20 protein-coding genes are annotated in these 25,633 nt (G+C 72.9%); 11 read left to right on the forward strand and 9 right to left on the reverse strand.

The genetic code is table 11. The features are described from left to right. Window positions 1-5: 5 nt before the first annotated feature. A complete protein-coding gene (locus tag IE94_RS0126705; RefSeq protein ID WP_030189106.1) occupies window positions 6-3,884 on the forward strand; it encodes an AfsR/SARP family transcriptional regulator in 3,879 nt (1,292 codons plus the stop codon). Window positions 3,885-3,896: 12 nt separating this feature from the next. Here IE94_RS0126705 and IE94_RS0126710 read toward each other — a convergent pair whose 3' ends face one another. From IE94_RS0126710 to panB, 3 genes are all read right to left on the reverse strand, one after another. After that, window positions 3,897-4,721, reverse strand: a complete 825-nt coding sequence (locus tag IE94_RS0126710; RefSeq protein ID WP_030189108.1) for an ABC transporter permease — start codon at window positions 4,719-4,721, stop codon at window positions 3,897-3,899. Continuing rightward, window positions 4,718-5,749, reverse strand: coding sequence for an ATP-binding cassette domain-containing protein (locus IE94_RS0126715; RefSeq protein WP_030189110.1), 1,032 nt, complete (start codon window positions 5,747-5,749; stop codon window positions 4,718-4,720). Before IE94_RS0126715 ends, IE94_RS0126710 begins: the two co-directional genes overlap by 4 nt. A gap of 168 nt (window positions 5,750-5,917) precedes the next feature. Next, window positions 5,918-6,793 carry a 3-methyl-2-oxobutanoate hydroxymethyltransferase gene (panB, locus tag IE94_RS0126720; RefSeq protein WP_030189112.1) on the reverse strand — a complete coding sequence of 292 codons (876 nt, stop codon included), beginning with the start codon at window positions 6,791-6,793 and terminating at the stop codon, window positions 5,918-5,920. A gap of 351 nt (window positions 6,794-7,144) precedes the next feature. Between panB and IE94_RS0126725 the strand changes: the two genes are divergently transcribed. From IE94_RS0126725 to IE94_RS0126745, 5 genes are all read left to right on the forward strand, one after another. Further along, a complete protein-coding gene (locus tag IE94_RS0126725; RefSeq protein WP_030189114.1) occupies window positions 7,145-8,197 on the forward strand; it encodes an endonuclease/exonuclease/phosphatase family protein in 1,053 nt (350 codons plus the stop codon). A 119-nt stretch (window positions 8,198-8,316) separates the two neighbouring features. Beyond that, on the forward strand, window positions 8,317-9,558 hold the full coding sequence (locus tag IE94_RS0126730) for an MFS transporter (RefSeq protein WP_030189116.1): 1,242 nt from the start codon (window positions 8,317-8,319) through the stop codon (window positions 9,556-9,558). A gap of 79 nt (window positions 9,559-9,637) precedes the next feature. After that, window positions 9,638-10,489: a helix-turn-helix domain-containing protein gene (locus tag IE94_RS0126735; protein WP_030189118.1), complete on the forward strand. Its 852-nt coding sequence runs from the start codon at window positions 9,638-9,640 to the stop codon at window positions 10,487-10,489. Further along, complete coding sequence (locus IE94_RS0126740) at window positions 10,486-10,695, forward strand: DUF397 domain-containing protein (protein ID WP_030189120.1); 210 nt, start codon at window positions 10,486-10,488, stop codon at window positions 10,693-10,695. The genes IE94_RS0126735 and IE94_RS0126740 overlap by 4 nt, the downstream gene beginning before the upstream one ends. 8 nt (window positions 10,696-10,703) lie before the next feature. Continuing rightward, window positions 10,704-12,797: a WD40 repeat domain-containing serine/threonine protein kinase gene (locus tag IE94_RS0126745; RefSeq protein WP_106978031.1), complete on the forward strand. Its 2,094-nt coding sequence runs from the start codon at window positions 10,704-10,706 to the stop codon at window positions 12,795-12,797. Here IE94_RS0126745 and glnA read toward each other — a convergent pair. After that, on the reverse strand, window positions 12,772-14,133 hold the full coding sequence (gene glnA, locus IE94_RS0126750) for a type I glutamate--ammonia ligase (protein WP_030189124.1): 1,362 nt from the start codon (window positions 14,131-14,133) through the stop codon (window positions 12,772-12,774). The two genes, IE94_RS0126745 and glnA, sit on opposite strands and share 26 nt — an antisense overlap. A 290-nt stretch (window positions 14,134-14,423) precedes the next feature. Between glnA and IE94_RS0126755 the strand changes: the two genes are divergently transcribed. The 3 genes from IE94_RS0126755 (at window position 14,424) to IE94_RS0126765 (ending at window position 17,566) form a co-directional block, all read left to right on the forward strand. Continuing rightward, complete coding sequence (locus IE94_RS0126755; protein WP_030189126.1) at window positions 14,424-15,092, forward strand: thioredoxin-like domain-containing protein; 669 nt, start codon at window positions 14,424-14,426, stop codon at window positions 15,090-15,092. Beyond that, entirely contained in the window at window positions 15,089-15,715 is a 627-nt protein-coding gene (locus IE94_RS0126760; protein WP_030189128.1) for a DUF305 domain-containing protein, read from the forward strand. Before IE94_RS0126755 ends, IE94_RS0126760 begins: the two co-directional genes overlap by 4 nt. A 90-nt stretch (window positions 15,716-15,805) precedes the next feature. Beyond that, window positions 15,806-17,566 carry an NAD+ synthase gene (locus IE94_RS0126765; RefSeq protein WP_030189130.1) on the forward strand — a complete coding sequence of 587 codons (1,761 nt, stop codon included), beginning with the start codon at window positions 15,806-15,808 and terminating at the stop codon, window positions 17,564-17,566. Window positions 17,567-17,593: 27 nt separating this feature from the next. On the opposite strand, the gene IE94_RS0126770 is transcribed toward IE94_RS0126765, so the two are convergent. Genes IE94_RS0126770 through IE94_RS0126780 form a run of 3 tightly spaced genes read right to left on the reverse strand, consistent with a single transcriptional unit; the run spans window position 17,594 to window position 18,609 of the window. Further along, a complete protein-coding gene (locus tag IE94_RS0126770) occupies window positions 17,594-18,040 on the reverse strand; it encodes a VOC family protein (protein ID WP_030189132.1) in 447 nt (148 codons plus the stop codon). Window positions 18,041-18,094: 54 nt separating this feature from the next. Further along, complete coding sequence (locus IE94_RS0126775; RefSeq protein WP_030189135.1) at window positions 18,095-18,349, reverse strand: Txe/YoeB family addiction module toxin; 255 nt, start codon at window positions 18,347-18,349, stop codon at window positions 18,095-18,097. Next, the gene (locus IE94_RS0126780; protein ID WP_030189140.1) at window positions 18,346-18,609 is read right to left on the reverse strand and encodes a type II toxin-antitoxin system Phd/YefM family antitoxin; all 264 of its coding nucleotides are present in this window, start codon (window positions 18,607-18,609) and stop codon (window positions 18,346-18,348) included. Before IE94_RS0126780 ends, IE94_RS0126775 begins: the two co-directional genes overlap by 4 nt. Before the next feature lie 174 nt (window positions 18,610-18,783). Between IE94_RS0126780 and IE94_RS0126785 the strand changes: the two genes are divergently transcribed. Next, complete coding sequence (locus tag IE94_RS0126785) at window positions 18,784-21,795, forward strand: bifunctional [glutamine synthetase] adenylyltransferase/[glutamine synthetase]-adenylyl-L-tyrosine phosphorylase (RefSeq protein ID WP_030189142.1); 3,012 nt, start codon at window positions 18,784-18,786, stop codon at window positions 21,793-21,795. Between the two features lie 139 nt (window positions 21,796-21,934). Here IE94_RS0126785 and IE94_RS0126790 read toward each other — a convergent pair whose 3' ends face one another. Then, a complete protein-coding gene (locus IE94_RS0126790) occupies window positions 21,935-22,798 on the reverse strand; it encodes a phosphatase PAP2 family protein (RefSeq protein WP_037923634.1) in 864 nt (287 codons plus the stop codon). Between the two features lie 94 nt (window positions 22,799-22,892). Further along, window positions 22,893-23,927, reverse strand: coding sequence for a LacI family DNA-binding transcriptional regulator (locus IE94_RS0126795; protein ID WP_030189147.1), 1,035 nt, complete (start codon window positions 23,925-23,927; stop codon window positions 22,893-22,895). 391 nt (window positions 23,928-24,318) lie between these two features. Between IE94_RS0126795 and IE94_RS0126800 the strand changes: the two genes are divergently transcribed. Further along, on the forward strand, window positions 24,319-25,590 hold the full coding sequence (locus IE94_RS0126800) for an extracellular solute-binding protein (RefSeq protein WP_030189149.1): 1,272 nt from the start codon (window positions 24,319-24,321) through the stop codon (window positions 25,588-25,590). Window positions 25,591-25,633 lie beyond the last annotated feature (43 nt).

The following is a 25,633-nucleotide window of genomic DNA, read 5'->3' on the forward strand; positions in this document are numbered from 1 at the left end:
GGCCCGTGCGCTATCGCATCCTCGGCACCACACAGGCACTCCGCCCCGACGGCACGGCCGTCCCGCTCGGCGGGGCGCGGCTGCGTGCCCTGCTGACCGTGCTCGCCCTCCGCACCGGCCGCGCCGTCCCCGCGGGACTGCTGGTGGAGGAGGTCTGGGACGGGGCCCCGCCCGCCGACGCCACGGGCGCCCTGCAAGCGCTGGTGGGGCGGCTGCGCCGGGCACTGGGCGCGGACTCGGTCGCCTCGGCCGACGGCGGTTACCGTCTTGCCGCCGCCCCCGACGACGTCGACCTGCACCGCTTCGACCGGCTCGCCGGTGAGGGCACCCGCGCCCTCGCCGACGGCGACCCCGCCAAGGCGGCCGTCGTGCTCGACGACGCGCTCGCCCTGTGGCGCGGGCCCGTCCTCGCCGACCTGCCCGACCGCACCGCCGAGGCGGCCCGCTGGGAGACCCGGCACTTCGACGCCCTGCGCGCCCGCCACACCGCAGCCCTGGACCTCGGGCAGGCCGAGCAGGCCCTGCCCGAGCTGACCGCCCTGTGCGACGGCCACCCCCTGGACGAGCCCCTCCAGGCGCTGCGGCTGCGCGCCCTGCGCGACACCGGCCGCACCGCCGAGGCACTGGCCGCCTACGAGGCCGTACGCCGCCTCCTCGCCGACCGGCTCGGCACCGACCCGGGCCCGGAACTGCGGGCCCTGCACGCGGAGCTGCTCGGCCCCGGCCCGACCCGGAGCCGGACCCAGGGCTGGACGTCCGGGCCCGGCCCTGCGCTCGGGGAGGGGGCCGCACCCGGTCCGTCCTCGGGACCCGCGGCCCCGCCCGGTTCCGGTACGGGACCTGCTTCAGGGGGATGGCCCGTCTCCGGTCCGGCGCCGGGGACCCCCGCCGCGCCGCCCCTCGGCACGGCACCTGCCCCGGGCCCGGGGGCACCCGCCCCGGGCACCACGCACGCCCCCGCACCCGCCCCCGGTTCGCAGCCCGCCTCCGGCCCGCAGTCCGCCCCCGGCTCGCAGCCGGTCACCGCTCCCGAGGCGTCCACCCCCGGCACGGGCTCCGAGTCGGGTACGGGGTCGGCCTCACAGGCATGGCCCGCTGCTCCCGGCCCTACGCCCACCCCCGCCGGACCCCAACCGGCCACCCCTCCCCCGTACGGCACCCCTCCCGCGTACGGCACCGCGCCCGGGTCCGCGACGCCGCCGGGCGCCCACGCCGTGTCGCCGGGCCCCCATGCCGCGCCGTCGGACGCCGCAGCGGCGACGTCCGCGTCCGCCCCAGAGGGATCCGCTCCCGCGTACGGCACCGCGCCCGGGTCCGCGACGCCGCCGGGCGCTCCGGAGGGATTCCGTCCCCGCGGCAACCTGCGCGCCCGGCTCACCTCCTTCGTCGGCCGGGACGGTGACGTGGAGACACTCCGCGCCGACCTGGCGACCACCCGCCTCGTCACCCTCCTCGGGCCCGGCGGCGCCGGGAAGACCCGGCTGTCGCAGGAGGCCGCCGAGGGGGTCGGGGACACGGCGCGGGACGGGGTGTGGCTGGCCGAGCTGGCCCCCGTCGACGACCCCGCCGACGTACCGGAGGCCGTCCTGACCGCCGTCGGCGCCCGCGAGACCGTGCTCTACCGTGCCGGAGCCGAGGAGATGCGGGCCGCCACCGGTGCCGACGGGCAGGCCGGCGCCGTCGAGCGGCTCGTCGAGCACTGCGGCCGGCGCCGCATGCTGATCGTCCTCGACAACTGCGAGCACGTCGTCGACGCCGCCGCCCGCCTCACCGAGGAACTCCTCGCCCGCTGCCCCCACCTGACGGTCCTCGCCACCAGCCGCGAACCCCTCGGCGTACCGGGGGAGTCGCTGCGCCCCGTGGAGCCGCTGCCCGAACCCGCCGCGCTGCGGCTGCTCGCCGACCGGGGCGCCGCCGCCCGGCCAGGTTTCCGCGTCGACGCCGACGAGGAGACCGCCGCCGCCTGCGCCGAGATCTGCCGCCGCCTCGACGGCCTGCCGCTGGCCATCGAACTGGCGGCCGCCCGGCTCCGGATGCTCACCCCGCGCCAGATCGCCGACCGGCTCGACGACCGCTTCCGCCTGCTCACCTCGGGCAGCCGCACCGTCCTGCCCCGCCAGCAGACGCTGCGCGCGGTCGTCGACTGGTCCTGGGACCTGCTCGACGCCGACGAACGCGAGGTGCTGGGGCGGCTGTCGGTCTTCGCGGGCGGCTGCGACCTGGCCGCCGCCGAGGCCGTGTGCGGGCCCGCCGCGCTGGACGCCCTCGGCTCCCTCGTCGACAAGTCCCTCGTCGTGGCCGCGCCCGTGACGGACCGCCTGTCCGGCGACGGGATGCGCTACCGGCTCCTGGAGACCGTCGCCGAATACGCCGGCGAGCGCCTCGACGAGTCCGGCGGACGCGCCGCCGCGGCCCGCGCCCACCTGACGTACTACCGCGAACTCGCCCGCACCACGGACCCGTTGCTCCGCGGCGCGCGGCAGCTCGCCGCCGTCGAGCGGCTGGAGCGCGAGTACGAGAACCTGCGCACCGCCCTGCGCCACGCCATAGCCGAGCGCGACGAGCAGGAGGCCCTGTGCCTGTCGCTGTCGCTGGTCTGGTACTGGCAGATGCGCGACCTGCGGGTCGAGGCCCGGAACTGGTTCGCCGAGGTGATGGCGCTCGGCCCCGACCCCTTCGCCGAACCGGTCAGCCCCGTCCGGCCGGTGTGGGAGCGGTGCACCTCCGCCCCGCCCCCGATGACCGGCGAGGTCCTCGCCGAGGCCCGGCGCGGGGTGCACCTGGCCCATCTGGCCTGCATGGACACCGAGCTGGACGCGTGGCAGAACCCGGCGGCCCAGCGCAAGCTGCGCGTCATCGCGCAGGCGTACGAGCCGGGCATGCCGCAGACCTGTTCCAGCCCCGGCCTGCTCTGGTTCTACGCCGTGATGCTCACCGGTGACATGGACCGGCTGCGCGAGATCATGGACGCCACCGTGCGCACCTGCCGCGAGACCCCGGGCTACGAGTGGGAGCTGGCCGGCGGACTGCAGATGCGCGCCAACATGCTCGCCAACCGCACCGCCTGGGCGGGCGACGCGGCCCGCGACGCCGACGAGTCGTTGGAGATCTACAGCCGCCTCGGCGACGCCTGGGGCATGGCCGAGGCACTCTCCGGGCGGGCCGAGGCCCGCGAGCGCATCGGCGAGTACGGGCTCGCCGCCGCCGACTACCGGGCCGCCGCGCAGCACGCCGAGCGGCTCGGCGCCCGCGCCCAGGTGGACATCCTCGACGCCCGCCTCGGCAGCGTGCTGCTGGAGGCGGGCGACACGGAGCGGGGCGAGCGCGTGCTGCGCGAGGTGCTCGACCGTACGGCGGGCACGGGCCACAACGGCGCGATGCCCGCCGCCCGGCTGTTCCTTGCCGGGCACCTGGGCATGACCGGCCGCAGGGCGGAGGCCGGCGAGCAGCTGCGGCTGCTGCGCGAGGAGTTCTCCATCGCCCACTTCGTGGTCTTCGACGCCTTCATCCTCGCCGCCGAGGCGTGGCTGGCCACGCTGGAGGACCGGCACGAGGAGTGTCTGAGCCGGATCCGCGAGTCGCTGGAGAAGGCCGAGGACCCGCTGTCCGCGGCCATCGCCCCGCACATGCGCTCCGCGTACCTGACCATCGCCGCGATGGCCCTGGCCCGTCTGGACGGCGGGCACCGGGCCGCGGACGGCGCCCGGTGCCTCGGCGCCGCCGAGGCGATGCTGCCGCCGGGGCACGTGTCGACGGGCATGGAGCGGGACGCGCGCGGGCGGGCCGTCGAGCGGGTCCGCGAGGCGCTCGGCACCGAGGCCTACGACACGGCGTACGCCGAGGGCGGCCGGCTCTCCCCTCAGGAGGCCGTCGCCCTCGTGTAGTGCGTACGCGGTTCAGCTCTTCGTGCGGAACTTGTGGATGGCCACCGGTGCCATCACCGCGGTGATCGCCGCCGACCAGCCGAGCGTGATCCACAGGTCGTGCGCGACCGGGCCGCCCACCATCAGCCCGCGCGCCGCGTCGGCGAGCGTGGACAGCGGGTTGTAGTCGGTGAAGGACTGGAGCCAGCCCGGCATCGACTGCGTCGGCGCGAAGATCGAGGAGCCGAACTGGAGCGGGAACAGCACCATGAAGCCCATCGCCTGCACGGACTGCGCGTTCTTCAGGACCACGCCCAGGGTGAGGAACACCCACATGATCGACGAGGCGAAGACCGCGGACAGCCCCACCGCCGCGAACAGCCCGGCCCAGTGGTCGATGTCGAAGCCGACCAGCACGGCGACGATCATCAGCACCGTGGTGGCGAACAGCATCCGGGTCATCTCGACCGCGATCTTCGCGAAGAGCACCGAGCCGCGGCCGATGGGCAGCGACCGGAAGCGGTCCATGACACCGGAGTTGAAGTCCTGGCTGAAGCCGGTGCCGACGCCCTGGGACAGCGTCATGCTCATCATGGCGATCATGCCGGGGATCACGTACTGCACGTAGCCGTCCTGCCCGCCGCCCAGGGCCTGGCCGATCGACCCGCCGAAGACGTACACGAACAGCAGGGTGAAGACGATCGGCATCAGCAGGGCGTCGAACATCGACTCCGGGTCCTGCCGGATCCACAGCAGGTTGCGGCGCACCAGGGCGCCGGTGTGCCGCACGTGCGCGCGCAGCGAGATGCGCGCGTCGGGGGCGAGGGCGGCAGGAGCGGGGGCGGTGGTGGCGCTCATACGGCGACCTCCTGGCGGGTGTCGTCGGGGGCGGGGGCGGGGTCCTGCGGGGCACTGGCGCGGTGGCCGGTGAGGGACAGGAAGACCTCGTCCAGGCTGGGGAGTTCGGTGGTGACGTCGGAGACGGTGATGCCGCGCGCGGTGACCGCGCCGACCACGGCCGTCAGCTGCTCGTCACTGAGGATCGGCACCAGTACGGCACCGCGCTCGGTGTCCACGGTGGAGCTGGCGAGCCCGGTGATGCCCAGCTCGTCCAGGTGGGCGGCGAGCGGACGCAGCTGCAAGGGGTCGGCCGGGCGGACCCGCAGGGTGCGGCCGCCGACCTTGGCCTTCAGCTCCTCGATGCCGCCCTTCGCGATGACCTTGCCGCGGTCCACGACGGTCAGCTCGGAGGCGAGCTGCTCGGCCTCCTCCATGTACTGCGTGGTGAGCAGCACGGTGACGCCGTCCCCGACCATGCGCCTGACCTCGTCCCACACCTCGTTGCGGGTGCGCGGGTCGAGGCCGGTGGTGGGCTCGTCCAGGAACAGCACGGCCGGGTGCCCGATCATGGAGGCGGCCAGGTCGAGGCGGCGCCGCATGCCACCGGAGTAGGTGGACGCGGGCCGCCTGCCCGCCTCGGTCAGCGAGAACCGCTCCAGCAGTTCGTCGGCGCGGGTGCGGGCGTCCCGGCGGGACAGGTCGAGCAGCCGGCCGATCATGTAGAGGTTCTCCCAGCCGGGGAGCTTCTCGTCCACGGACGCGTACTGCCCGGTCAGCCCGATGACCCGGCGCAGCTGCCGCGGCTGCCGCACGACGTCGTACCCGGCGACGCGCGCCTGGCCGGAGTCGGGGGTGATGAGGGTGGACAGGATGCGTACGAGGGTGGTCTTGCCGGCGCCGTTCGGCCCGAGCACGCCCATCACGGTGCCCTCGCGCACGTCCAGGTCGACGCCGTCCAGCGCCTTGGTCTCGCCGTAGTGCTTGACCAGCCCCCGCACGGCGACCGCGCTGTCCGCGGTCCGGGGGATGTCGTCGATTCGCTTCATGTCCCAGACGATGGCAGGCCCCACCGACAAACCGCCGACATCCCACCGACAGCCGCCCGGCCCCGCCGACAGCCCGCCGACACTCCGCCGGCATCCCGCCCGGGAAACCACGCGGCCCCGCCGACGGGGGAAGATCGGCGGGGCCGGCGGTCGTACCGCGGTGGTCTGCTAGTGGACGGAGTGCTCGTCCTGCGGGAACGTTCCGCCGACGACGTCCTCGGCGTACGCCTTCGCCGCGTCGCCCATGACCTTGCGCAGGTCGGCGTACTGCTTGACGAACTTCGGCACCCGGCCGCCGGTCAGCCCGAGCATGTCGGTCCACACCAGCACCTGGGCGTCCGTGTCCGGGCCCGCCCCGATCCCGACCGTCGGGATGTGCAGGGTCCGCGTCACCTCGGCGGCCAGCTCGGCCGGCACCAACTCCAGGACGACCGCGAAGGCGCCCGCGTCCTGCACCGCCTTGGCGTCGCGCAGCAGCTGCTGGGCCGCCTCCTCGCCGCGGCCCTGCACCCGGTAGCCCATGGAGTTGACGGACTGCGGGGTGAGGCCGATGTGCGCCATCACCGGGATGCCGGACTCCACCAGCAGCTCGATCTGCCGGTGCGAGCGCTCGCCGCCCTCCAGCTTGACCGCCCCGACCCCGGCCTCCTTGACCAGCCGGGTCGCCGAGCGCAGCGCCTGCACCGGCCCCTCCTGGTAGGAGCCGAAGGGCAGGTCGCCCACGATCAGGGCGCGGCCGGTGCCCCGGACGACCGCGGCCGAGAGCATCGTCATCTCGTCCAGGGTGACGGGCACGGTGGTCTCGTAGCCGAGGTGGCAGTTGCCCGCGGAGTCGCCGACGAGCATCACCGGGATGCCGGACTCGTCGAAGACGGACGCGGTCATCGCGTCGTACGCGGTGAGCATGGGCCACTTCTCGCCGCGCTCCTTGGCGGCGGTGATGTCCCGGACGGTGATACGGCGGTTGATCTTGCCCCCGTACAGCGCCCTGCTCCCGTCGGCGGGGGTGCGCTGCGGCGTCTGGGCAGCCGAAAGCTGCGTCATGGCAACGGCTCCTTCATGTCATCTCGAGGCGCCCTGACGGCGTCCCCGGATCCCCTCCATGGTGGCACCTGTGGCGGCCCGACGGCTAGGGGACCCCCGTCACGGTCCCCGGCACCGGCCCCGGCACGCCCGGCACGGTCCCCGGCAGGGGGCGGTGCACCACTCCGGGGCACATGTGCCCGTTCTGTCACAGAGTCGTCCGTCCCGGCCCGGTGCGGAACTCCGCGGGACGGCCCGTACGTCCTCGTGCCCGTACGGCCGTCGAGGGACGGCGGGATCGGAACCGATCATCCCCTATGGTGCTGAGTCACAGGGGGCGACGGTGTGCACGGCAGGCAGTGAGGCGACGGTATGGCGCAGCAGGCGTACATGACGGAGACGGACGAGGGCGGCTCGGATCCCGAGGGCCGCGAGAACCGGATTCGGCGCCTGTTCGCCCGTGCGGTCGGCGGCTGGCGCGGCGACCGGCGGATCTGGCGCCGGGGCCTGATCACGGCCCTGGTCGCGCTGCTCCTGGCGGCGGTCATGGCGGCCCACTCGCACATCCCGAACGCCATCGGCAACCTCGGCAGCCTCACCGAGACCTTCCTGCCGTGGTTCGGCCTGCTGATCCCGGTCCTGCTGCTGATCGCCCTGGTCCGCAAGTCGGCGACGGCGCTGATCGCGCTGGTGGTGCCGGTGAGCGTGTGGCTCAGCACCTTCGGCGGCCTGCTCTTCGACAAGACCGGCTCCGGCGGCGACCTCACGGTGGCCACGCACAACGTCAACGCCGACAACCCCGACCCGGCGGGCACCGCCCGCGCGGTGGCCGCCGCCGGCGCGGACGTGATGGCCCTGGAGGAGCTGAAGGCGTCCGCCGTCCCGACGTACGAGAAGGCGCTGGCGGCGAAGTACCCGCACCACGCGGTCGTGGGCACCGTCGGGCTGTGGAGCAAGTACCCGGTCGGCGACGTGCGGCCGGTCGACATCAAGCTGGGCTGGAAGCGCGCGATGCGCGCCACCGTCGCCACCCCGTCCGGACCGGTCGCCGTGTTCGTCGCCCACCTGCCCTCCGTACGGGTGAAGCTGGAGGCCGGATTCACCGCCCGGCAGCGGGACAAGAGCGCCGACGCCCTCGGCGAGGCCATCTCCGACGAGAAGCTGCCCCGCAAGATCCTGCTGGGCGATCTCAACGGCACCGTGAACGACCGCTCGCTCACCGCGATCACCTCCCAGCTGCGCTCCCCGCAGGGCGCCGTGGGCGACGGTTTCGGCTTCAGCTGGCCGGCGTCCTTCCCGATGGCCCGCATCGACCAGATCCTGGTCACCGGCGTGGAACCCACGACCAGCTGGACCCTCCCGGCGACCGGCAGCGACCATCTGCCGATCGCCGCGCGTGTGAAGGTCGACACAACGGCTTCCTAGAATTCGCCTGCGGAATACCCGCCCTGAGAGTCTTTGTTCCGTACGGGAACATACAGTCGTCCCCGACCGGCCCCCCGGCCTCCCGTACGCGACCCCGCTCTCGAAAGGCGAGATCCCTCATGCCCCTGGCCCTGCTCGCCCTAGCCGTGGGCGCCTTCGGCATCGGTACCACCGAGTTCGTGATGATGGGCCTGCTGCCCGACGTCGCGGACGACCTGGACATCTCGATCCCCACCGCCGGCCACCTCGTCTCCGCCTACGCGCTCGGCGTCGTCGTCGGCGCCCCGCTGCTTGCCGCGGCGACGACCCGGATGTCCCGCCGCGCCGTCCTGATCGCCCTCATGGCGCTGTTCGTGGTGGGCAACGCGCTGTCGGCCGCCGCTCCCGGCGAGATCTCCCTGCTCGCCGCCCGCTTCGTCAGCGGCCTGCCGCACGGTGCCTTCTTCGGCGTCGGCGCGGTCGTCGCCACCGGCATGGTGGCGCCGGAACGCAAGGCCCGCTCCGTCTCCCTGATGTTCCTCGGCCTCACCGTCGCCAACATCGTCGGCGTCCCGGCCGCCACCGCCATGGGCCAGCAGCTCGGCTGGCGGGCCACCTTCCTCGGCGTGAGCGCGATCGGCGTGGCGGCGATAGCGGCGCTGGCCCTCCTGATCCCGCGCGACAGCGCTCCCGCCCCCACCGCGGGCCTGCGCGGCGAACTGGCCGCCCTGCGGTCCCTGCCCGTCTGGCTGGCGCTGGGCACGACGGTCGCGGGCTTCGGCGCGCTCTTCGCGGCGTACAGCTACATCACGCCGATGCTCACCGACGCCGCCGGGTTCGCCGAGACCAGCGTGACGCTGCTGCTGGCCCTGTTCGGCGTCGGCGCCACCGCGGGCAACCTGCTGGGCGGACGCCTGGCCGACCACTCCCTGCGCGGCACCCTCTTCGGCGGCCTCGCCTCCCTGGTCGTCGTACTGGCGCTGGTCCCCCTGCTGATGCGTACGCCGGTCACGGCGGCGGCTTCGGTGGCCCTGCTCGGCATGGCCGCCTTCGTCACCGGCTCGCCCCTGCAGCTCATGGTCATGGAGAAGGCCGCCGCGGCACCCTCGCTGGCCTCCTCCGCCAACCAGGCCGCCTTCAACCTCGCCAACGCGGGCGGCGCCTGGATCGGCGGCCTCGCCCTGGCCGCCGGGTTCGGGGTCACCTCCCCGGCGACGGCGGGCGCGGCCCTGGCGGTCCTCGGCCTCGCGGTCGCGGGGGCGGCGTGGGCGGTGGACCGACGGCGCGCGGCCCTCGTCCCGGCCCCCGGGCGCAGGCGCGTGGTCGCGGCACACGTGCCGGAGACCGGCAGGACCGCGTCCCACGCCGGAGTGACGGAGTGACCGTTTCCCGTCACGCAGCGTAGACGCCCCCTCTATCGTGTCGCGGGCGCGATACGGCGCGTACGACGGAGGGGTGCGGATGTCGGTGAACGGCGAGACGGAGGAACCGGGTTGGGCGGTCGACCCGGACGACGAGTGGGGCGTGGCCGTCCTCACCACCGTGGGGCGGCAGTTGAAGCTGCGCCGCGAGGCGGTGGGCATGCGGGCGGGCGACTTCGGGGTGGCGGTCGGCTACGGGGAGGATCTCGTCTACAAGGTGGAGGGCGGGAAGCGGATCCCCCGGCGGGAGTACCTGGAGAAGGCCGACCAGGTGCTGCGGGCGGACGGTCTCATCGCCGCGGCCTGGGAGGACGTGAAGAAGGTCCGGTACCCCAAGCAGGTGCGGGACCTGGCGAAGCTGGAGGCGCGGGCCGTCGAGTCGCTGTCGTACGGCAGTTACAGCCTGCACGGGCTCCTCCAGACCGAGGAGTACGCGCGGGCGCTGCTCGGCAGGCGGCGACCGGCCCTCACCGATGCCGAGGTGGAGAGCGCCGTCGCCGCACGGATGGGGCGCAAGGCGATGCTCGAACGGGACCCGGCTCCGGAACTCAGTTTCGTCCAGGAGGAGGCGACCCTCAGGCGTCCGGTGGGAGGCATGATGGTTCTGCGGCGCCAGCTCGAACACCTGCTGGAAGTGGAGCAGTTGCGGCACGTGGAGATCCAGGTGATGCCGACGTCCCGCGGCGACCATCCGGGAGGCGGGCGGTTGCAGGTGCTCAAGTTCGACGACGGCACCGCGGTCGGCCGGGCCGACGACGTGTTCGGCGGTCGGCCGGTCACGGATCCCCGGCAGCTGCGCATCCTCGAACTGCGTTATGGCAGTATCCGGGCCGAGGCGCTGCCCGTCAGGGAGTCGGTGGCCTTCATCCAACAACTGCTGGGGGAGACATGACCGGTAAGGACAAACCCGTGCACCTCGCCGACCTGGCCTGGTTCAAGAGCAGTTACAGCGACACCAGCGAGCCCAGCGACTGCGTCGAGGTGGCGACAACGCCGGCCACCGTCCACGTCCGGGACTCCAAGCGTCCGGACGGCCCCCGCCTCGCCGTCGACTCGGTGACGTGGACGGCGTTCGTGGCCGGGGCGCTCGCGGAATGACGGACCGCGTGTCCCGCCCCGCCAGTGGCATACCGGCCGGGATCGGTCCCTACCGGCTGGAACGGCTGCTGGGCGAGGGCGGGATGGGGCGCGTCTACCTCGGACGCACACCCGCCGGGAGTGCCGTGGCCGTCAAGGTCATCCACCGTGCCTACGCCGCCGACCCGGAGTTCCGCAGGCGCTTCGCGCTGGAGGTGGCGGCGGCCCGGCGCGTCCAGGGGCTCTACACCGTGCCCGTCGTCGCGGCGGACCTGGAGGCCGAGGAGCCCTGGCTCGCCACGGCCTACGCCCCCGGGCCCTCCCTCCAGCACGCCGTCGGTGAACGGGGGCCGCTGCCCGCCGGCGAGGTGCTGGCGCTGACGGCCGGGGTCGCCGAGGCGCTGGAGACCATCCACGCGGCCGGAGTGATCCACCGCGACCTGAAGCCCGCCAACATCGTCCTCACCGCCGACGGGCCCAAGGTCATCGACTTCGGCATCGCCCGCGCCGCGGACGTCACCGCCGTGACCGCCACGGGCATGCGCGCCGGGACGCCCGCCTACATGGCCCCCGAGTACATCCGGGGGCAGGAGGTCACCGAGGCCGGTGACGTCTTCGCGCTCGGCCTCGTCGCCCACTTCGCCGCCACCGGACGGCCTGCCTTCGGCGGCGGCAGCGACCACGCGGTGGCCTACCGGATCATCGAAGCGGAGCCCGACCTCGACGGCTGCCCCGCGTCCGTGCGCGGCGTCGTGGCCCGCTGCCTGGAGAAGGACCCGGCGCTGCGGCCGACGCCCACCGAGGTCGTCCGGCTCTGCGGCCGGGCCGCGAACGGGGAGTTCGACGACGGCCGCACGCCCACCGTCGTGTCCGCGCCCCCGGCGACCGGCCCGGACGCCCCCACCGCCACCGCCCCGGCGCGCACCCCGGCACCGGACGCCGCCCCCGAGACCCCGCCCGCACCGCCGTACGCCGCCCTGCTCGGTGGCGTCGGTGTCCTCGCCCTGTTCGCCGTACTGGTCGCGGTGCTGCTGCCGTCCTCGGGCGGCGCGCCGAAGAAGAAGCAGCCCTATCCCGTGGTCGCGGCGACCGCGATCTTCGCCAAGGGGACCAGCGGCGTGGCGTTCAGCCCGGACGGCAGGACGCTCGCGACCGGGGGCGAGGACGGGAAGGTGCGGCTGTGGAACCTCGCCACGCGCAAGGCCGGTGCCACGTTCACCCAGCACGACTCGGCCGGGAACACCGTCGACGTCGTCGGTCTGACGTTCAGCCCTGACGGGAAGACGCTGGCTACCCGGAGCGACTACAGCTGGGTGGGCATGTGGGACGTGGCCGGGCGACGGCAGACCTACGGCATCCGGGAGTCGCCCGAAAGCCTGGCGTTCAGCCCGGACGGCAAGCGGATCGCGCTCGGCATCTCGTCGGGTGTGCTCCTGCGGGACGTCGCGGACCGCGGTGACGGCCCCCGCGCCTACCTGGACCACAACGTGCGGGTGAAGGACGTGGCGTTCAGCCCGGACGGCAGGACCCTCGCCTCCGTCGGCGACTACTCCGACAAGCGCTACAGCCCCAACAACGAGCCGGGCAAGCTGTGGGACGTCGCCCACCTCGACCCGGAGCCCTACGGCCAGGGTGATCCGCGCCACGACCTCGCCCTGGAGGACATCACCTACGCCGTCGCCTTCAGCCCCGACGGCAAGATGCTCGCGACCGGCGGCCAGGGCGGCGGCGTGCGGCTGTGGGACGGGGCCACCGGCCGTCTCGGGGCAAGCCTCGACTCCCCCCTCGTCACCGACGCCCGGGACCTGGCGTTCAGCCCCGACGGCAGGACCCTCGCCGTCACCGCCGACCGGCGGGTGCTCCTGTGGAACCTGGCCGACCGCAAGCCCAGCGCCATCCTCGCCGACGACGAGACCGGCTTCGGCGCCGACATCCGCGAACTGGCCTTCAGCCCGGACGGCCGGTTCCTCGCGGGCACCACCACCGCGGGGCGCACCCTCATGGAGACCGCCGCCCCCGCCAGCGCCTCCGGGACCGACGCGGCCGACATCAGCGGCGTACGCCTGTGGAAGGTCCCGGAGAGCGCCGGCACCGGGACTACAGCACCGGCAGCGACTTCCTGAGCTCGAACGCCGTGACCTGGGAGCGGTACTCCTCCCACTCCTGGCGCTTGTTGCGCAGGAAGAAGTCGAAGACGTGCTCGCCCAGGGTCTCGGCGACCAGGTCGCTGCGTTCCATCAGGGCGAGGGCCTCGCCCAGGTTCTGGGGGAGGGGCTCGATGCCCAGGGCGCGGCGTTCCGCGTCCGAGAGGGCCCAGACGTCGTCCTCGGCGCCCGGCGGGAGCTCGTAGCCCTCCTCGATGCCCTTGAGGCCGGCGGCCAGCAGGACCGCGTAGGTCAGGTACGGGTTGGCGCCGGAGTCGATGGAGCGGACCTCGACGCGGGCCGAGCCGGTCTTGCCGGGCTTGTACATCGGGACCCGGACCAGGGCCGAGCGGTTGTTGTGGCCCCAGCAGATGTAGGACGGGGCCTCGCCGCCGGCGCCCGCCGTGCGCTCGGTGCCGCCCCAGATGCGCTTGTAGGAGTTCACCCACTGGTTGGTGACCGCAGAGATCTCCGCCGCGTGCCGCAGCAGACCCGCGATGAAGGAGCGGCCGACCTTGGAGAGCTGGTACTCGGCGCCGGACTCGTAGAACGCGTTGCGGTCGCCCTCGAAGAGCGAGAGGTGCGAGTGCATGCCCGAGCCCGGGTACTCCGAGAACGGCTTCGGCATGAAGGTGGCCTGGAGGCCCTGCTCCAGCGCCACCTGCTTCATGACCAGGCGGAACGTCATGATGTTGTCGGCCGTGGAGAGCGCGTCCGCGTAGCGCAGGTCGATCTCCTGCTGGCCGGGGGCGCCCTCGTGGTGGGAGAACTCCACCGAGATGCCCATCGACTCCAGCATGGTGATCGCCTGGCGGCGGAAGTCCATGCCGATGTTCTGCGGGGTGTGGTCGAAGTAGCCGGAGTTGTCGGCGGGGGTCGGGACCGAGCCGTCGACCGGCTTGTCCTTCAGCAGGAAGAACTCGATCTCGGGGTGGGTGTAGAAGGTGAAGCCCAGGTCCGAGGTGCGGGCCAGGGCGCGCTTGAGGACGTACCTCGGGTCCGCGAAGGACGGCGAGCCGTCCGGCATGAGGATGTCGCAGAACATGCGGGCCGTGCCGGGGGCCTCCGCGCGCCACGGCAGGACCTGGAAGGTCGACGGGTCCGGCTTGGCGATCATGTCGGACTCGTACACCCGGGCGAATCCCTCGATCGCCGAGCCGTCGAAACCGATGCCCTCGTCGAAGGCCTGCTCCAGCTCGGCCGGGGCCACGGCGACGGACTTGAGGAAGCCCAGAACGTCCGTGAACCACAGGCGTACGAACCGGATGTCGCGCTCCTCCAGCGTCCGGATCACGAACTCCTGCTGCTTGTCCATCTTCCGCTTCCCCATCCTTGCTGGTCAGGCCGCCTGTCTCCGGTACGGCGGGAGGCGGTCGGGCACCTGAGCATCACACCACAGCGCCGTTACGTGTGCGTTGCGGACCTCCGTAGACGGGCCCACCCCGTGACCGCAGCGTAGAGGCCACCTGTTCGATCGGGCCATTCCGGGGCTCCGGCCGGGACGGATCCGGTGCCCGCCCTACGAAGGACGGGCCCCGCGCGATTACGATCAGCGGACCTCACGCTCGTCCGTCCCCCGATTCCTTCCCAGAAGGGCAGCACCCCATGGGTTCCGCCAAGAAGAGCAGCAACACGGCGCGACAGGCGCGCATAGCCGAGATGCGGCGGGCCGAGGAGGCCCGCGACCGCCGGAACCGGATCCTCACGATCACGCTCAGCACCGTGGTCGTCGCCGGTCTCGTCGTCGGCGGCGTCTTCCTCGTCCGGTCGCAGTCCGACGACTCTTCCGGCGACACGGCCTCCGACGCCAAGACCTCCGGCAAGTTCGTCACCGGCGAGGACGGCGTGCTGACCTGGAAGGGCGACCTGGGGCGCAACCACGTCACCAAGAAGGTCTCCTACCCCGTCGAGCCCCCCGTCGGCGGCGACCACAACCCGGTCTGGATGAACTGCGACGGCGACGTCTACGCCAAGCCGCTGAACAACGAGAACGCCGTGCACTCGCTGGAGCACGGCGCCGTCTGGGTGACGTACACCGACGCCGCCCCCAAGGCCGACGTCGACAAGCTCGCCGCCAAGGTCAAGAAGACGCCGTACTCGCTGATGAGCCCCGACGAGAAGCAGAAGGACCCGATCGTGCTGTCCGCGTGGGGGCACCAGCGCACGGTGACCGGTGCCGACGACCCGAACGTGGACAAGTTCTTCGAGACGTTCGTCCAGGGCCGGCAGACCCCCGAGCCGGGGGCCGCGTGCACCAACGGGCTGTCCCAGTGACCTCGAAACGGGCCGGCTGGATCGCGGGGGCCGCGGCCGCGGTGCTCGTCGCGGCCGGCGGGATCACCTTCGCGGTCGCCGGGGACGACGGCGGCACCCGGGTCCCGGCCGCGGACTCCGCGGACGCCGGGTTCGCGCGGGACATGGCGGTCCACCACCAGCAGGCCGTGGAGATGTCGTACATCGTGCGCGACCGCACCGACGACGAGGAGGTGCGGCGGCTCGCCTACGACATCGCGCAGACCCAGGCCAACCAGCGCGGCATGCTGATCGGCTGGCTCGACCTGTGGGCGCTGCCCAAGGTGTCCTCGGACCCGCCGATGACCTGGATGGGCATGGGCGACGCGCCCTCCGCCGGGGAGGGTTCGCTGATGCCGGGAATGGCCACCGACGCCCAGATGAAGAAGCTCGGGACGCTGGAGGGGAAGCAGGCCGAGGTCTACTACCTCCAGCTGATGACCGAGCACCACAAGGGCGGCGTCCACATGGCGAAGGGGTGCGTCCAGCGGTGCACCGTCGGGGTGGAGAAGCGGCTGGCCGACGGGATGGTGGAGTCGCAGGAGTCGGAGATCCGGCTGATGGCCGACCTGCTGGCCGAGCGGGGCGCGACACCGCGGACGTGAGGCCGTGGGACGGGGCGCGTGAGGTCCCGGACATCACGCGGTAACACACCCGTCGCCCCATCGCGTCGTTCTGACGATTACAGTGGACGCGTGCCTCGACTACGACTCGCCCTGAACCAGATCGACTCCACCGTCGGCGACATCGACGCCAACGCCGAGTCCGTCCTGCGCCAAACCCGGCACGCGGCCGAGCGGGGAGCGCACCTGGTGGCGTTCCCGGAGATGATGCTGACCGGGTACCCGGTGGAGGACCTGGCGCTCAGGTCGTCCTTCGTCGAGGCATCCCGCGCCGCCCTGCGCTCCCTCGCGGTCCGGCTGGCCGACGAAGGACTCGGCCACGTCCCCGTGGTCGTCGGCTACCTCGACCGCTCGGCGACCGCGCAGCCCCGGTACGGCCAGCCCGCCGGCGCCCCGCAGAACGCGGCAGCCGTGCTGCACGGCGGCGAGGTGGCGCTGAGCTTCGCCAAGCACCACCTGCCGAACTACGGGGTCTTCGACGAGTTCCGCTACTTCGTGCCCGGCGACACCCTGCCCGTGGTGCGGGTGCGCGGCGTGGACGTGGCGCTGGCCATCTGCGAGGACCTGTGGCAGGACGGCGGCCGGGTCCCGGCCGCCCGCTCGGCGCGCGCCGGGCTGCTGCTCTCCGTCAACGCCTCCCCGTACGAGCGCGACAAGGACGACACCCGGCTGGAGCTGGTGGCCAAGCGCGCCCAGGAGGCCGGGTGCACCACCGCCTACCTCGCCATGGCCGGCGGACAGGACGAGCTGGTCTTCGACGGCGACTCGATCGTCGTCGACCGGGACGGGACGGTCCTGGCCCGGGCGCCGCGGTTCACCGAGGACTGCGTGGTGCTGGACCTCGACCTGCCCGCCGCCGAGCCGGAGCCGCCCACGGGCGTCGTGGACGACGGACTGCGCATCGACCGGGTGGTGCTCTCCGAGCAGCCCGCGCCCGAACCCGCCGACGGGGCCTGGCTGTCCGGCGGTCGCGCCGAGCCGCTGGACGACGACGAGGAGGTCTACTCGGCGCTCGTCGCCGGCCTGCGCGCCTACGTCACGAAGAACGGCTTCGGCTCGGTGCTGATCGGACTGTCCGGTGGCATCGACTCCGCGCTGGTCGCGTCGATCGCCTGCGACGCGCTCGGCGCGGAGTGCGTGTACGGCGTCTCGATGCCGTCCAAGTACTCCTCCGGGCACTCCCGGGACGACGCGGCCGAGCTGGCCCGGCGCACCGGCCTCCACTACCGCACCGTGTCCATCGAGCCGATGTTCGACGCCTACACGGGCGCGCTGGAGCTGACCGGGCTGGCGGAGGAGAACCTCCAGTCCCGGCTGCGCGGGACGCTGCTGATGGCGCTCTCCAACCAGGAGGGCCACCTGGTCCTGGCCCCCGGCAACAAGTCGGAGCTGGCCGTCGGCTACTCGACGCTGTACGGCGACTCGGTGGGCGCGTACGGGCCCGTCAAGGACGTGTACAAGACCTCGGTCTTCCGTCTCGCCGAGTGGCGCAACCGCGCGGCCGCCGCCCTGGGCCGGACCCCGCCGATCCCCGAGAACTCGATCACCAAGCCGCCGAGCGCCGAGCTGCGCCCGGGCCAGGTGGACACCGACTCGCTCCCGGACTACCCGGTGCTGGACGCGATCCTCGCCCTGTACGTCGACCGGGACCGGGGCGCGGACGAGATCGTCGCCGCCGGGTACGAACGGGAGCTGGTGACCCGGACGCTGCGCATGGTGGACACCGCGGAGTACAAGCGGCGGCAGTACCCGCCGGGCACCAAGATCTCGTCCAAGGGCTTCGGCAAGGACCGCCGCCTGCCGGTCACCAACCGCTGGCGGGAGAGCGGCTGAGCCGACCGGCCGGGGCGGCGGGGCCGGTCAGCCCTCGGACTTGAGGTCCGCCAGCACCTTGTGCAGCGGCTGAGCCGCCCGGCGCCGGTACTCCTGGACCGCCCAGCCGTTGCCGTCCGGGTCCTTGAAGTACAGGAAGGTGGCGCCGTCGTCCGGGGCGTACCGCACCGGCTCCGAGACCTCGAGGCCCCGCGCGGTCAGCTCCGCGTGGGCCGCCTCGATGTCGGCGACGCAGAGCTGGAGGCCCTGGTAGGAGCCCGGTTCCGGCCGGGTCTGCCCCTGCGCCATGTCCCAGATGGCGTCGCCGAGGGCGACCGAACAGCCGGAGCCCGGGGGCGTCAGCTGGACGATCCGCATGCCCGGCATGACCTCCTGGTCGATGTCGACGTGGAAACCGACCTTGTCGCGGTAGAAGTCCCGGGCGCGGTCGATGTCGGTGACGGGGAGCGGGATGACTTCGAGCGTGAAGTCCATGGCATGACTCCTTGAGCCTTCGTCGGTCGCGGTGTCCGTAGAGGGGTGGTGCGGTCAGTAGTGGTAGCGCGCCTGGACGATGACCAGCAGGTCGTCGGTGGGCTTGTAGACAAGGCGGTGCGTGTCGTCGATGCGCCGTGACCAGTAGCCCGACAGGTCGCCCTTGAGGGGCTCCGGCTTGCCGATGCCCTTGAACGGGTCACGGGCGATGTCGGCGATCAGTCTGTTGATCCGCTTGGTCACCTTCCGGTCGCTCTCGGCCCAGTGGACGTAGTCCTCCCAGCCGTGGGACGTGAAAGTGATCCTCACGCCCGCTCCGCGTCCGGGTCGATCAACTCACGCGGCCGGGCGTCGCCCGCCTCGGCCTCGGCGATGGAGTCGAGCAGGCGGCGGGCGTTCCTGGGCGAGCGCAGGAGGTGCACCGTCTCCGTCCAGGCCGTGAAGTCCTCCTCGGACATGAGCACGGCGTTCCCCTTGCGGGAGGTGATGTGGACCGGCGCGTGGTCCTCGTTGACCTGCTCTATCAGCGGGAACAGATTCTGACGGGCTTCGCTGGCGGTGATGGACATACCAGTGCCTCCCTTCCTCGGCTTGTACAAGATATCGTACGAGTCCCGGGCGGGCCACCGGAAGAGCGAGAGCGGTACGCCCCGGCGCCCGCACGCCGTTCCCCGGTTACGCTCAGCCCGTACGACCTTGATCCGACCGGGCCCACGCGACCCGCAGGGCGACAGGAGGCCGAGATGGCGGCGCCGGGGCGCAGAAGCAGTACCTTCACGCGGCTGCTGCGGCACGGCTTCACCGACCCCTCGGCCGCCGAGCGGCTGCTGGAGGGGGCCGAGCTGGCCGAGCTGCGCGCCGACCCCGTGCTGCTGGAGGCGCTGGGCGCCACCGCCGACCCGGACCTCGCCCTGCACGGGCTGGTACGGCTCCTGGAGGCCCAGCCCGACCCCACCGCCCGCCAGGAGCTGCTGGACACCCTGATAGCGGCCAAGCCCCTGCGCGACCGTCTCCTCGGTGTACTCGGCGCCTCCGAGGCCCTCGCCGACCACCTCGCCCGGCACGCGGGGGACTGGCAGGCCCTCGTGACGTACGAGCCGCGCGACCTGCACCGCGGGGTGGAGGAGTTCGAGCAGGGGCTCGCCGAGGCCACCGACCCGGTGTCCCTGCGCGTCGCCTACCGGCGCTGCCTGCTGTCCATCGCCGCCCGCGACGTGTGCGGCACCATCGACCTCGCCGAGACCGCCGCCGAGCTGGCCGACCTCGCCACCGCCACGCTGCGCGCCGCCCTGGCCCTCGCCGAGGCCGCCGCACCCGAGGACGCCGCGCGGTGCCGGCTGGCGGTGATCGCGATGGGCAAGTGCGGCGGCCACGAGCTGAACTACGTCTCCGACGTCGACGTGATCTTCGTGGGCGAGGCGGCGGACAGCACGGCCGCAGGCCCGGACGTCGACGAGACCAAGGCGCTGCGCGCCGCGACCTCGCTCGCCTCGCACATGATGCGGATCTGCTCCGAGACCACCGTCGAGGGCTCCATCTGGCCCGTCGACGCCAACCTCCGCCCCGAGGGCCGCAACGGCCCCCTGGTGCGCACCCTCAGCAGCCATGTCGCCTACTACCAGCGCTGGGCCAAGACCTGGGAGTTCCAGGCGCTGCTCAAGGCCCGCCCGGTGGCCGGCGACCCCGGGCTCGGCGCCGAGTACGTCGCCGCCCTCCAGCCCCTGGTGTGGCAGGCAGCCGACCGCGAGAACTTCGTCCCCGACGTGCAGAAGATGCGCCGCCGGGTGGTGGAGAACATCCCCGCCGCCGAGGTCGACCGGCAGCTCAAGCTCGGACCGGGCGGCCTCAGGGACGTCGAGTTCGCGGTGCAGCTGCTCCAGCTGGTCCACGGGCGGGCGGACACCTCCCTGCACAGCGGCACGACCCTGGACGCGCTGGAGGCCCTCGCCGCGGGCGGCTACGTCGGCCGCACGGACGCCGCCCAGCTCGACGAGGCGTACCGCTTCCTGCGCTCCATGGAGCACCGCATCCAGCTGCACCGGCTGCGCCGCACCCACCTCGTGCCCGAGGACGAGGCCGACCTGCGCCGCCTCGGCCGCTCGCTCGGCCTGCGCACCGATCCGGTGGCCGGGCTGCTGCGCGCGTGGAAGCGGCACGCCTCCGTCGTGCGCCGGCTGCACGAGAAGCTGTTCTACCGGCCACTGCTCGACGCCGTCGCCCAGCTCGCCCCCGGCGAGGCCCGGCTGAGCCCCGAGGCCGCCCGGGAGCGCCTGGTCGCCCTCGGCTACGCCGACCCGGCCGCCGCCCTGCGGCACCTGGAGGCGCTGGCCTCCGGCGTCACCCGCAAGGCGGCCATCCAGCGCACCCTGCTGCCCGTGCTGCTCGGCTGGTTCGCCGACTCCGCCGACCCGGACACCGGACTGCTCAACTTCCGCAAGGTCTCCGACGCGCTCGGCACCACCCCCTGGTATCTCAGGCTGCTGCGCGACGAGGGCGCCGCCGCCGAGAACGTCGCCCGGGTGCTCTCCGCCGGGCGGCTCGCCCCCGACCTGCTGATGCGGGCCCCCGAGGCCGTCGCCCTGCTCGGCGACGGCGTCGCCGGGGGCCTGCGGCCGCGCGGCCGGACCCAGCTGGAGCAGGAGACCCTCGCCGCGGTCCGGCGTGCCGACGACGCCGTCCAGGCCGTCACCGCGGTGCGCGGCGTACGGCGCCGGGAGCTGTTCCGCACGGCCGCCGCGGACATCGTCGGCTCCTACGGCACCGAGGCCCAGCCCGTCGAGGCCGACCAGGGCGCCCTGGTGGACCTGGTCGGCGGCGCGGTGTCCGACCTGACGGCGGCGACGCTCGCGGGGACCCTGCGGGCGGTGGTGCGGGAGAAGTGGGGCGACGTCCTGCCGACCCGGTTCGCGGTCATCGGCATGGGGCGCTTCGGCGGACGCGAGCTGGGCTACGGCTCCGACGCGGACGTGCTGTTCGTGCACGAGCCCCGCGACGGGGTGGACGAGCGGGAGGCGGGCGACGCCGCGAACAAGGTCGTCTCCGAGATGCGCCGGCTGCTCCAGGTGCCGAGCGCCGACCCGCCGCTGCTGATCGACGCCGACCTGCGCCCCGAGGGCAGGTCGGGGCCGCTGGTGCGGACCCTGAAGTCGTACGAGGCGTACTACCGGCGCTGGTCGCTCGGATGGGAGTCGCACGCGCTGCTGCGGGCCGCCTTCGTCGCCGGGGACGAGGAGCTGGGTCGGCGCTTCATCGAGCTGATCGACCCCCTGCGGTATCCGGCGGGCGGGCTCGGGGAGGACGCCGTACGGGAGATCCGGCGGCTCAAGGCCCGCATGGAGTCCGAGCGGCTGCCGCGCGGGGCCGACCCCAAGCTGCACGCCAAACTGGGGCCGGGCGGCCTGTCCGACGTGGAGTGGACCGTGCAGCTGTTCCAGCTGCGGCACGGGCACGAGATCGCCGGGCTGCGGACCACCGGGACGCGCGCGGCGCTGGCCGCCGCCCGGGACGCCGGGCTCGTCTCGGCGGAGCACACCGCCACGCTCGACGAGGCGTGGGTCCTGGCGACACGGGTGCGCAACGCGGTCATGCTGGTCCGCGGGCGCGCCGGGGACACCTTCCCGACCGACCCGCGCGAGCTGGCAGCGGTGGGCCGCTACCTGGGCCACGGCTCCGGCCACGCGGGCGACATGCTCGACGCCTACCGCCGCACGGCCCGCCGGGCGCGGACGGTGGTGGAGGAGCTGTTCTATGCCTGACCCAACTGCGGGCAGTCGTGCCTCCCCCAGTGCCTGAACGGCCTGGGAGGTACCCCAGGCGGCACGGGTGGGCGCAGCGCGGCACCCCGCCACGCCGGGTTGCGCACCCACTCGCGGCCACTCTCGCGCCGGGCACCCCTCAAGCCCGCCCCGGCAACCACACCCTCCGCCGCCGCGCAGCGTCCGGCACCAGCCGGGGCAACGCGTAGGGCAGCCTCCCGTACCAGGCGGCAGCGACCCCGTACCCGAACGCCAGGCACAGCACGCCCCCCACCGCGTCCAGCCAGAAGTGGTTCGCCGTGGCCACGATCACCACCAGCGTGAGCGCCGGATACACCAGCCCCAGCACCCGCACCCACGGCACCGACGCCAGCGCGAAGATCGTCAGCCCGCACCACACCGACCACCCGATGTGCATCGACGGCATCGCGGCGTACTGGTTGGACATGTTCTTCAGGTCGCCCGACGCCATGGAACCCCACGTCTGGTGGACCATCACCGTGTCGATGAAGTGCCCGCCGTCCATCAGACGGGGCGGGGCGAGCGGGTACAGGTAGTAGCCGACCAGGGCGACGCCCGTGGTCGCGAAGAGCACCAGCCGGGTCGCCGCGTAGCGGCCGGGGTGACTGCGGAAGAGCCACACCAGGACACCCAGAGTGACCACGAAGTGCAGCGTGGCGTAGTAGTAGTTCATGCCCACGACCAGCCAAGTCACCGAGTTGACGGCGTGGTTCACGGACTCCTCGACGGCGATGCCCAGTTGCTGCTCGACCCGCCAGATCCAGTCGGCGTTGCCCAGGGCCGCCGTACGCTGCTCCGGCACCGCGTTGCGGACGACGGAGTACGTCCAGTAACTGAGCGCGATCAGCAGGATCTCGAACCACAGGCGGGGCCGGCGCGGGGTGCGCAGCCGGCGCAGGAGCCCTCTCCCCGTCGTCTCAGTGACGGGGTGCGGAACGCCGTCCTCAAGGCGTTCCCGAGTCCTCACGGTCGCGTCACCCATAGGCATGAAGTCTGCCAGAAAAGCCTTCTTCCACCGATCATCCCCCAGGTGGATCCGACCCGCATCCGCCCCGGAGCCGCGCCCCGCGCGAGGGTCAGGGACGGCCGCGCTCGCCCGGCGCCGACGCCGTCGAGCCGCGCACCACCAGCTCCGGCATGAACACGAACTCGCTGTGCGGCGCGGGCGTCCCGCCGATCTCCTCAAGCAGCGTGCGCACCGCCGCCTGACCCATCGCGGGCACCGGCTTGCGGACCGTGGTCAGCGGCGGGTCGGTGAAGGCGATCAGCGGCGAGTCGTCGAAGCCGACGACCGAGACGTCCTTGGGCACGTCCAGACCCAGCTGCCGGGCCGCGCGTATCGCACCCAGCGCCATCATGTCGCTGGCGCAGACCACCGCCGTGCAGTCCCGTCCGATGAGCGCGGTGGCCGCCGCCTGGCCGCCCTCCAGGGTGTAGAGCGAGTGCTGGACCAGCTCCTTCTCCACCGTCTCGGCGCTCAGGCCCAACTGCTCCTGGACGGTGCGCACGAAGCCCTCGATCTTGCGCTGCACCGGCACGAACCGCTTCGGCCCGAGGGCCAGTCCGATCCGGGTGTGGCCGAGCGAGACGAGGTGCGTGACCGCGAGGCTCATCGCGGCCCGGTCGTCGGGAGAGATGAACGGCGCCTGCACCTGCGAGGAGAAGCCGTCGACCAGGACGAAGGGCACGCCCTGGGCGCGCAGTCGCTCGTAGCGCTGCATGTCGGCGGTGGTGTCGGCGTGCAGTCCCGAGACGTAGATGATGCCGGCGACCCCGCGGTCCACCAGCATCTCGGTCAGCTCGTCCTCCGTGGAGCCGCCGGGCGTCTGGGTGGCGAGGACCGGTGTGTAGCCCTGGCGGGTCAGCGCCTGCCCGATGACCTGGGCCAGCGCCGGGAATATCGGGTTCTCCAGCTCCGGGGTGATCAGGCCCACCAGGCCCTCGCTGCGCTGCCGCAGCCGCACGGGGCGCTCGTAGCCCAGCACGTCGAGGGCGGCGAGCACGGACTGGCGGGTGGTGGCGGCGACGCCAGGCTTGCCGTTGAGGACGCGGCTGACGGTCGCTTCGCTCACCCCCGCCTGGGCGGCGATGTCGGCAAGCCGTGTGGTCACAGGGGTGGACTGTACCTGTCGGCCGCTCCCTTGCACACCGATCGGGCGCCGTGGGCGGCCTGTTGGACGGCCCGTCGGACGGCCCGGCGCGGGCTGCTGCGTCATCGCGCTCCCTCGAGAAAGTGGCGGCAAGAGCTTGCAGAGTCTTGCACAACCCGCCCGATACCGCTCGGGCCCCGTAAACAAGCGTCTCATGACGGTCGCTGAGAGGTCACGCCCGGATAACTTCGGAGATCTCTTGCACATTTTTGCAGCAAGACCTTTCGCCGAGCTTTCAACGCTGTTACGTTCACGTCGCCCGACGGCAGCAACGGAGCGGTCGGCGGTCGGCAGGAGCGGCGGACGGGCCCGCACCCTGCACCACACGGGCTTTCACCCTCAAGGAGAACTCATGCGGCGTGGCATAGCGGCCACCGCGCTGGTGGCGTCCCTCGCCCTGGCGGCGACGGCGTGCGGCGGAGACGACGGCGGCGACAGCGAGTCGGGCGGACCGGTCACCATCACTTACTGGGACACCTCCAACGCGACCAACGAGGCGCCGACCTACAAGGCCCTGGTCAAGGAGTTCGAGGCCGCCAACAAGGGCGTCAAGGTCAACTTCGTCAACGTGCCGTTCGACCAGGCGCAGAACAAGTTCGACACCGCCGCCGGCTCCAAGGGCGCCCCGGACGTGCTGCGCTCCGAGGTCGGCTGGACGCCCGCCTTCGCCAAGAAGGGCTTCTTCCTGCCCCTGGACGGCACCGAGGCCCTCGCCGAGCAGGACAAGTTCCAGCCCAACCTGATCGAGCAGGCCAAGTACGAGGGCAAGACCTACGGCGTGCCGCTGGTCACCGACACCCTCGCCTTCGTCTACAACAAGGAACTGTTCGAGAAGGCCGGCGTCGAGGCTCCCAAGACCTGGGAGGACCTGAAGAAGGCCGCCGCCACCATCAAGGACAAGACCGGCACCGACGGCTACTGGGCCTCCACGGCCGGCTACTACGCGCAGCCGTTCCTGTATGGCGAGGGCACCGACACGGTCGACGCCGACGCCAAGAAGGTCACCGTCGACTCCGCCGCGGCGAAGAAGGCCTACGGCACCTGGCTGAGCCTCTTCAACGGCAAGGGCCTGCACAAGGCCGACACCACCGCGGACGCCTACGCCCACATCCAGGAGGCGTTCGTCAGCGGCAAGGTCGCCTCGATCATCCAGGGCCCGTGGGAGATCACCAACTTCTACAAGGGCTCGGCCTTCAAGGACAAGAACAACCTCGGCATCGCCACCGTCCCGGCCGGCTCCACCGGCAAGGCGGGCGCCCCGACCGGCGGCCACAACCTGTCGGTCTACGCCGGTTCGGACAAGGCCCACCAGGAGGCGGCGCTGAAGTTCGTGAACTTCATGACCTCGGCGAAGTCCCAGGAGACCGTGGCCCTGAAGAACTCCACGCTGCCGACCCGCGACGACGCCTACACCGCGAAGGTCAAGGCCGACCCGGGCATCGCCGGCTTCCAGACGGTCCTGCCCGCCGCCCAGCCGCGCCCGGCGCTGCCCGAGTACAGCTCCCTGTGGACGCCGCTGGACGACGAGCTGCCCCAGATCGCCGGCGGCAAGAAGTCCCTGGACGAGGGGCTGGGCGACGCCGAGACCGCGATCGCCAAGCTGGTGCCGGACTTCAGCAAGTAGCAGCACCCGACCGCCGGGCCCCCACGGGGGGAGGGGCCCGGCG

This window comes from Streptomyces violaceorubidus (assembly GCF_000717995.1).
Taxonomy (GTDB): domain Bacteria; phylum Actinomycetota; class Actinomycetes; order Streptomycetales; family Streptomycetaceae; genus Streptomyces; species Streptomyces violaceorubidus.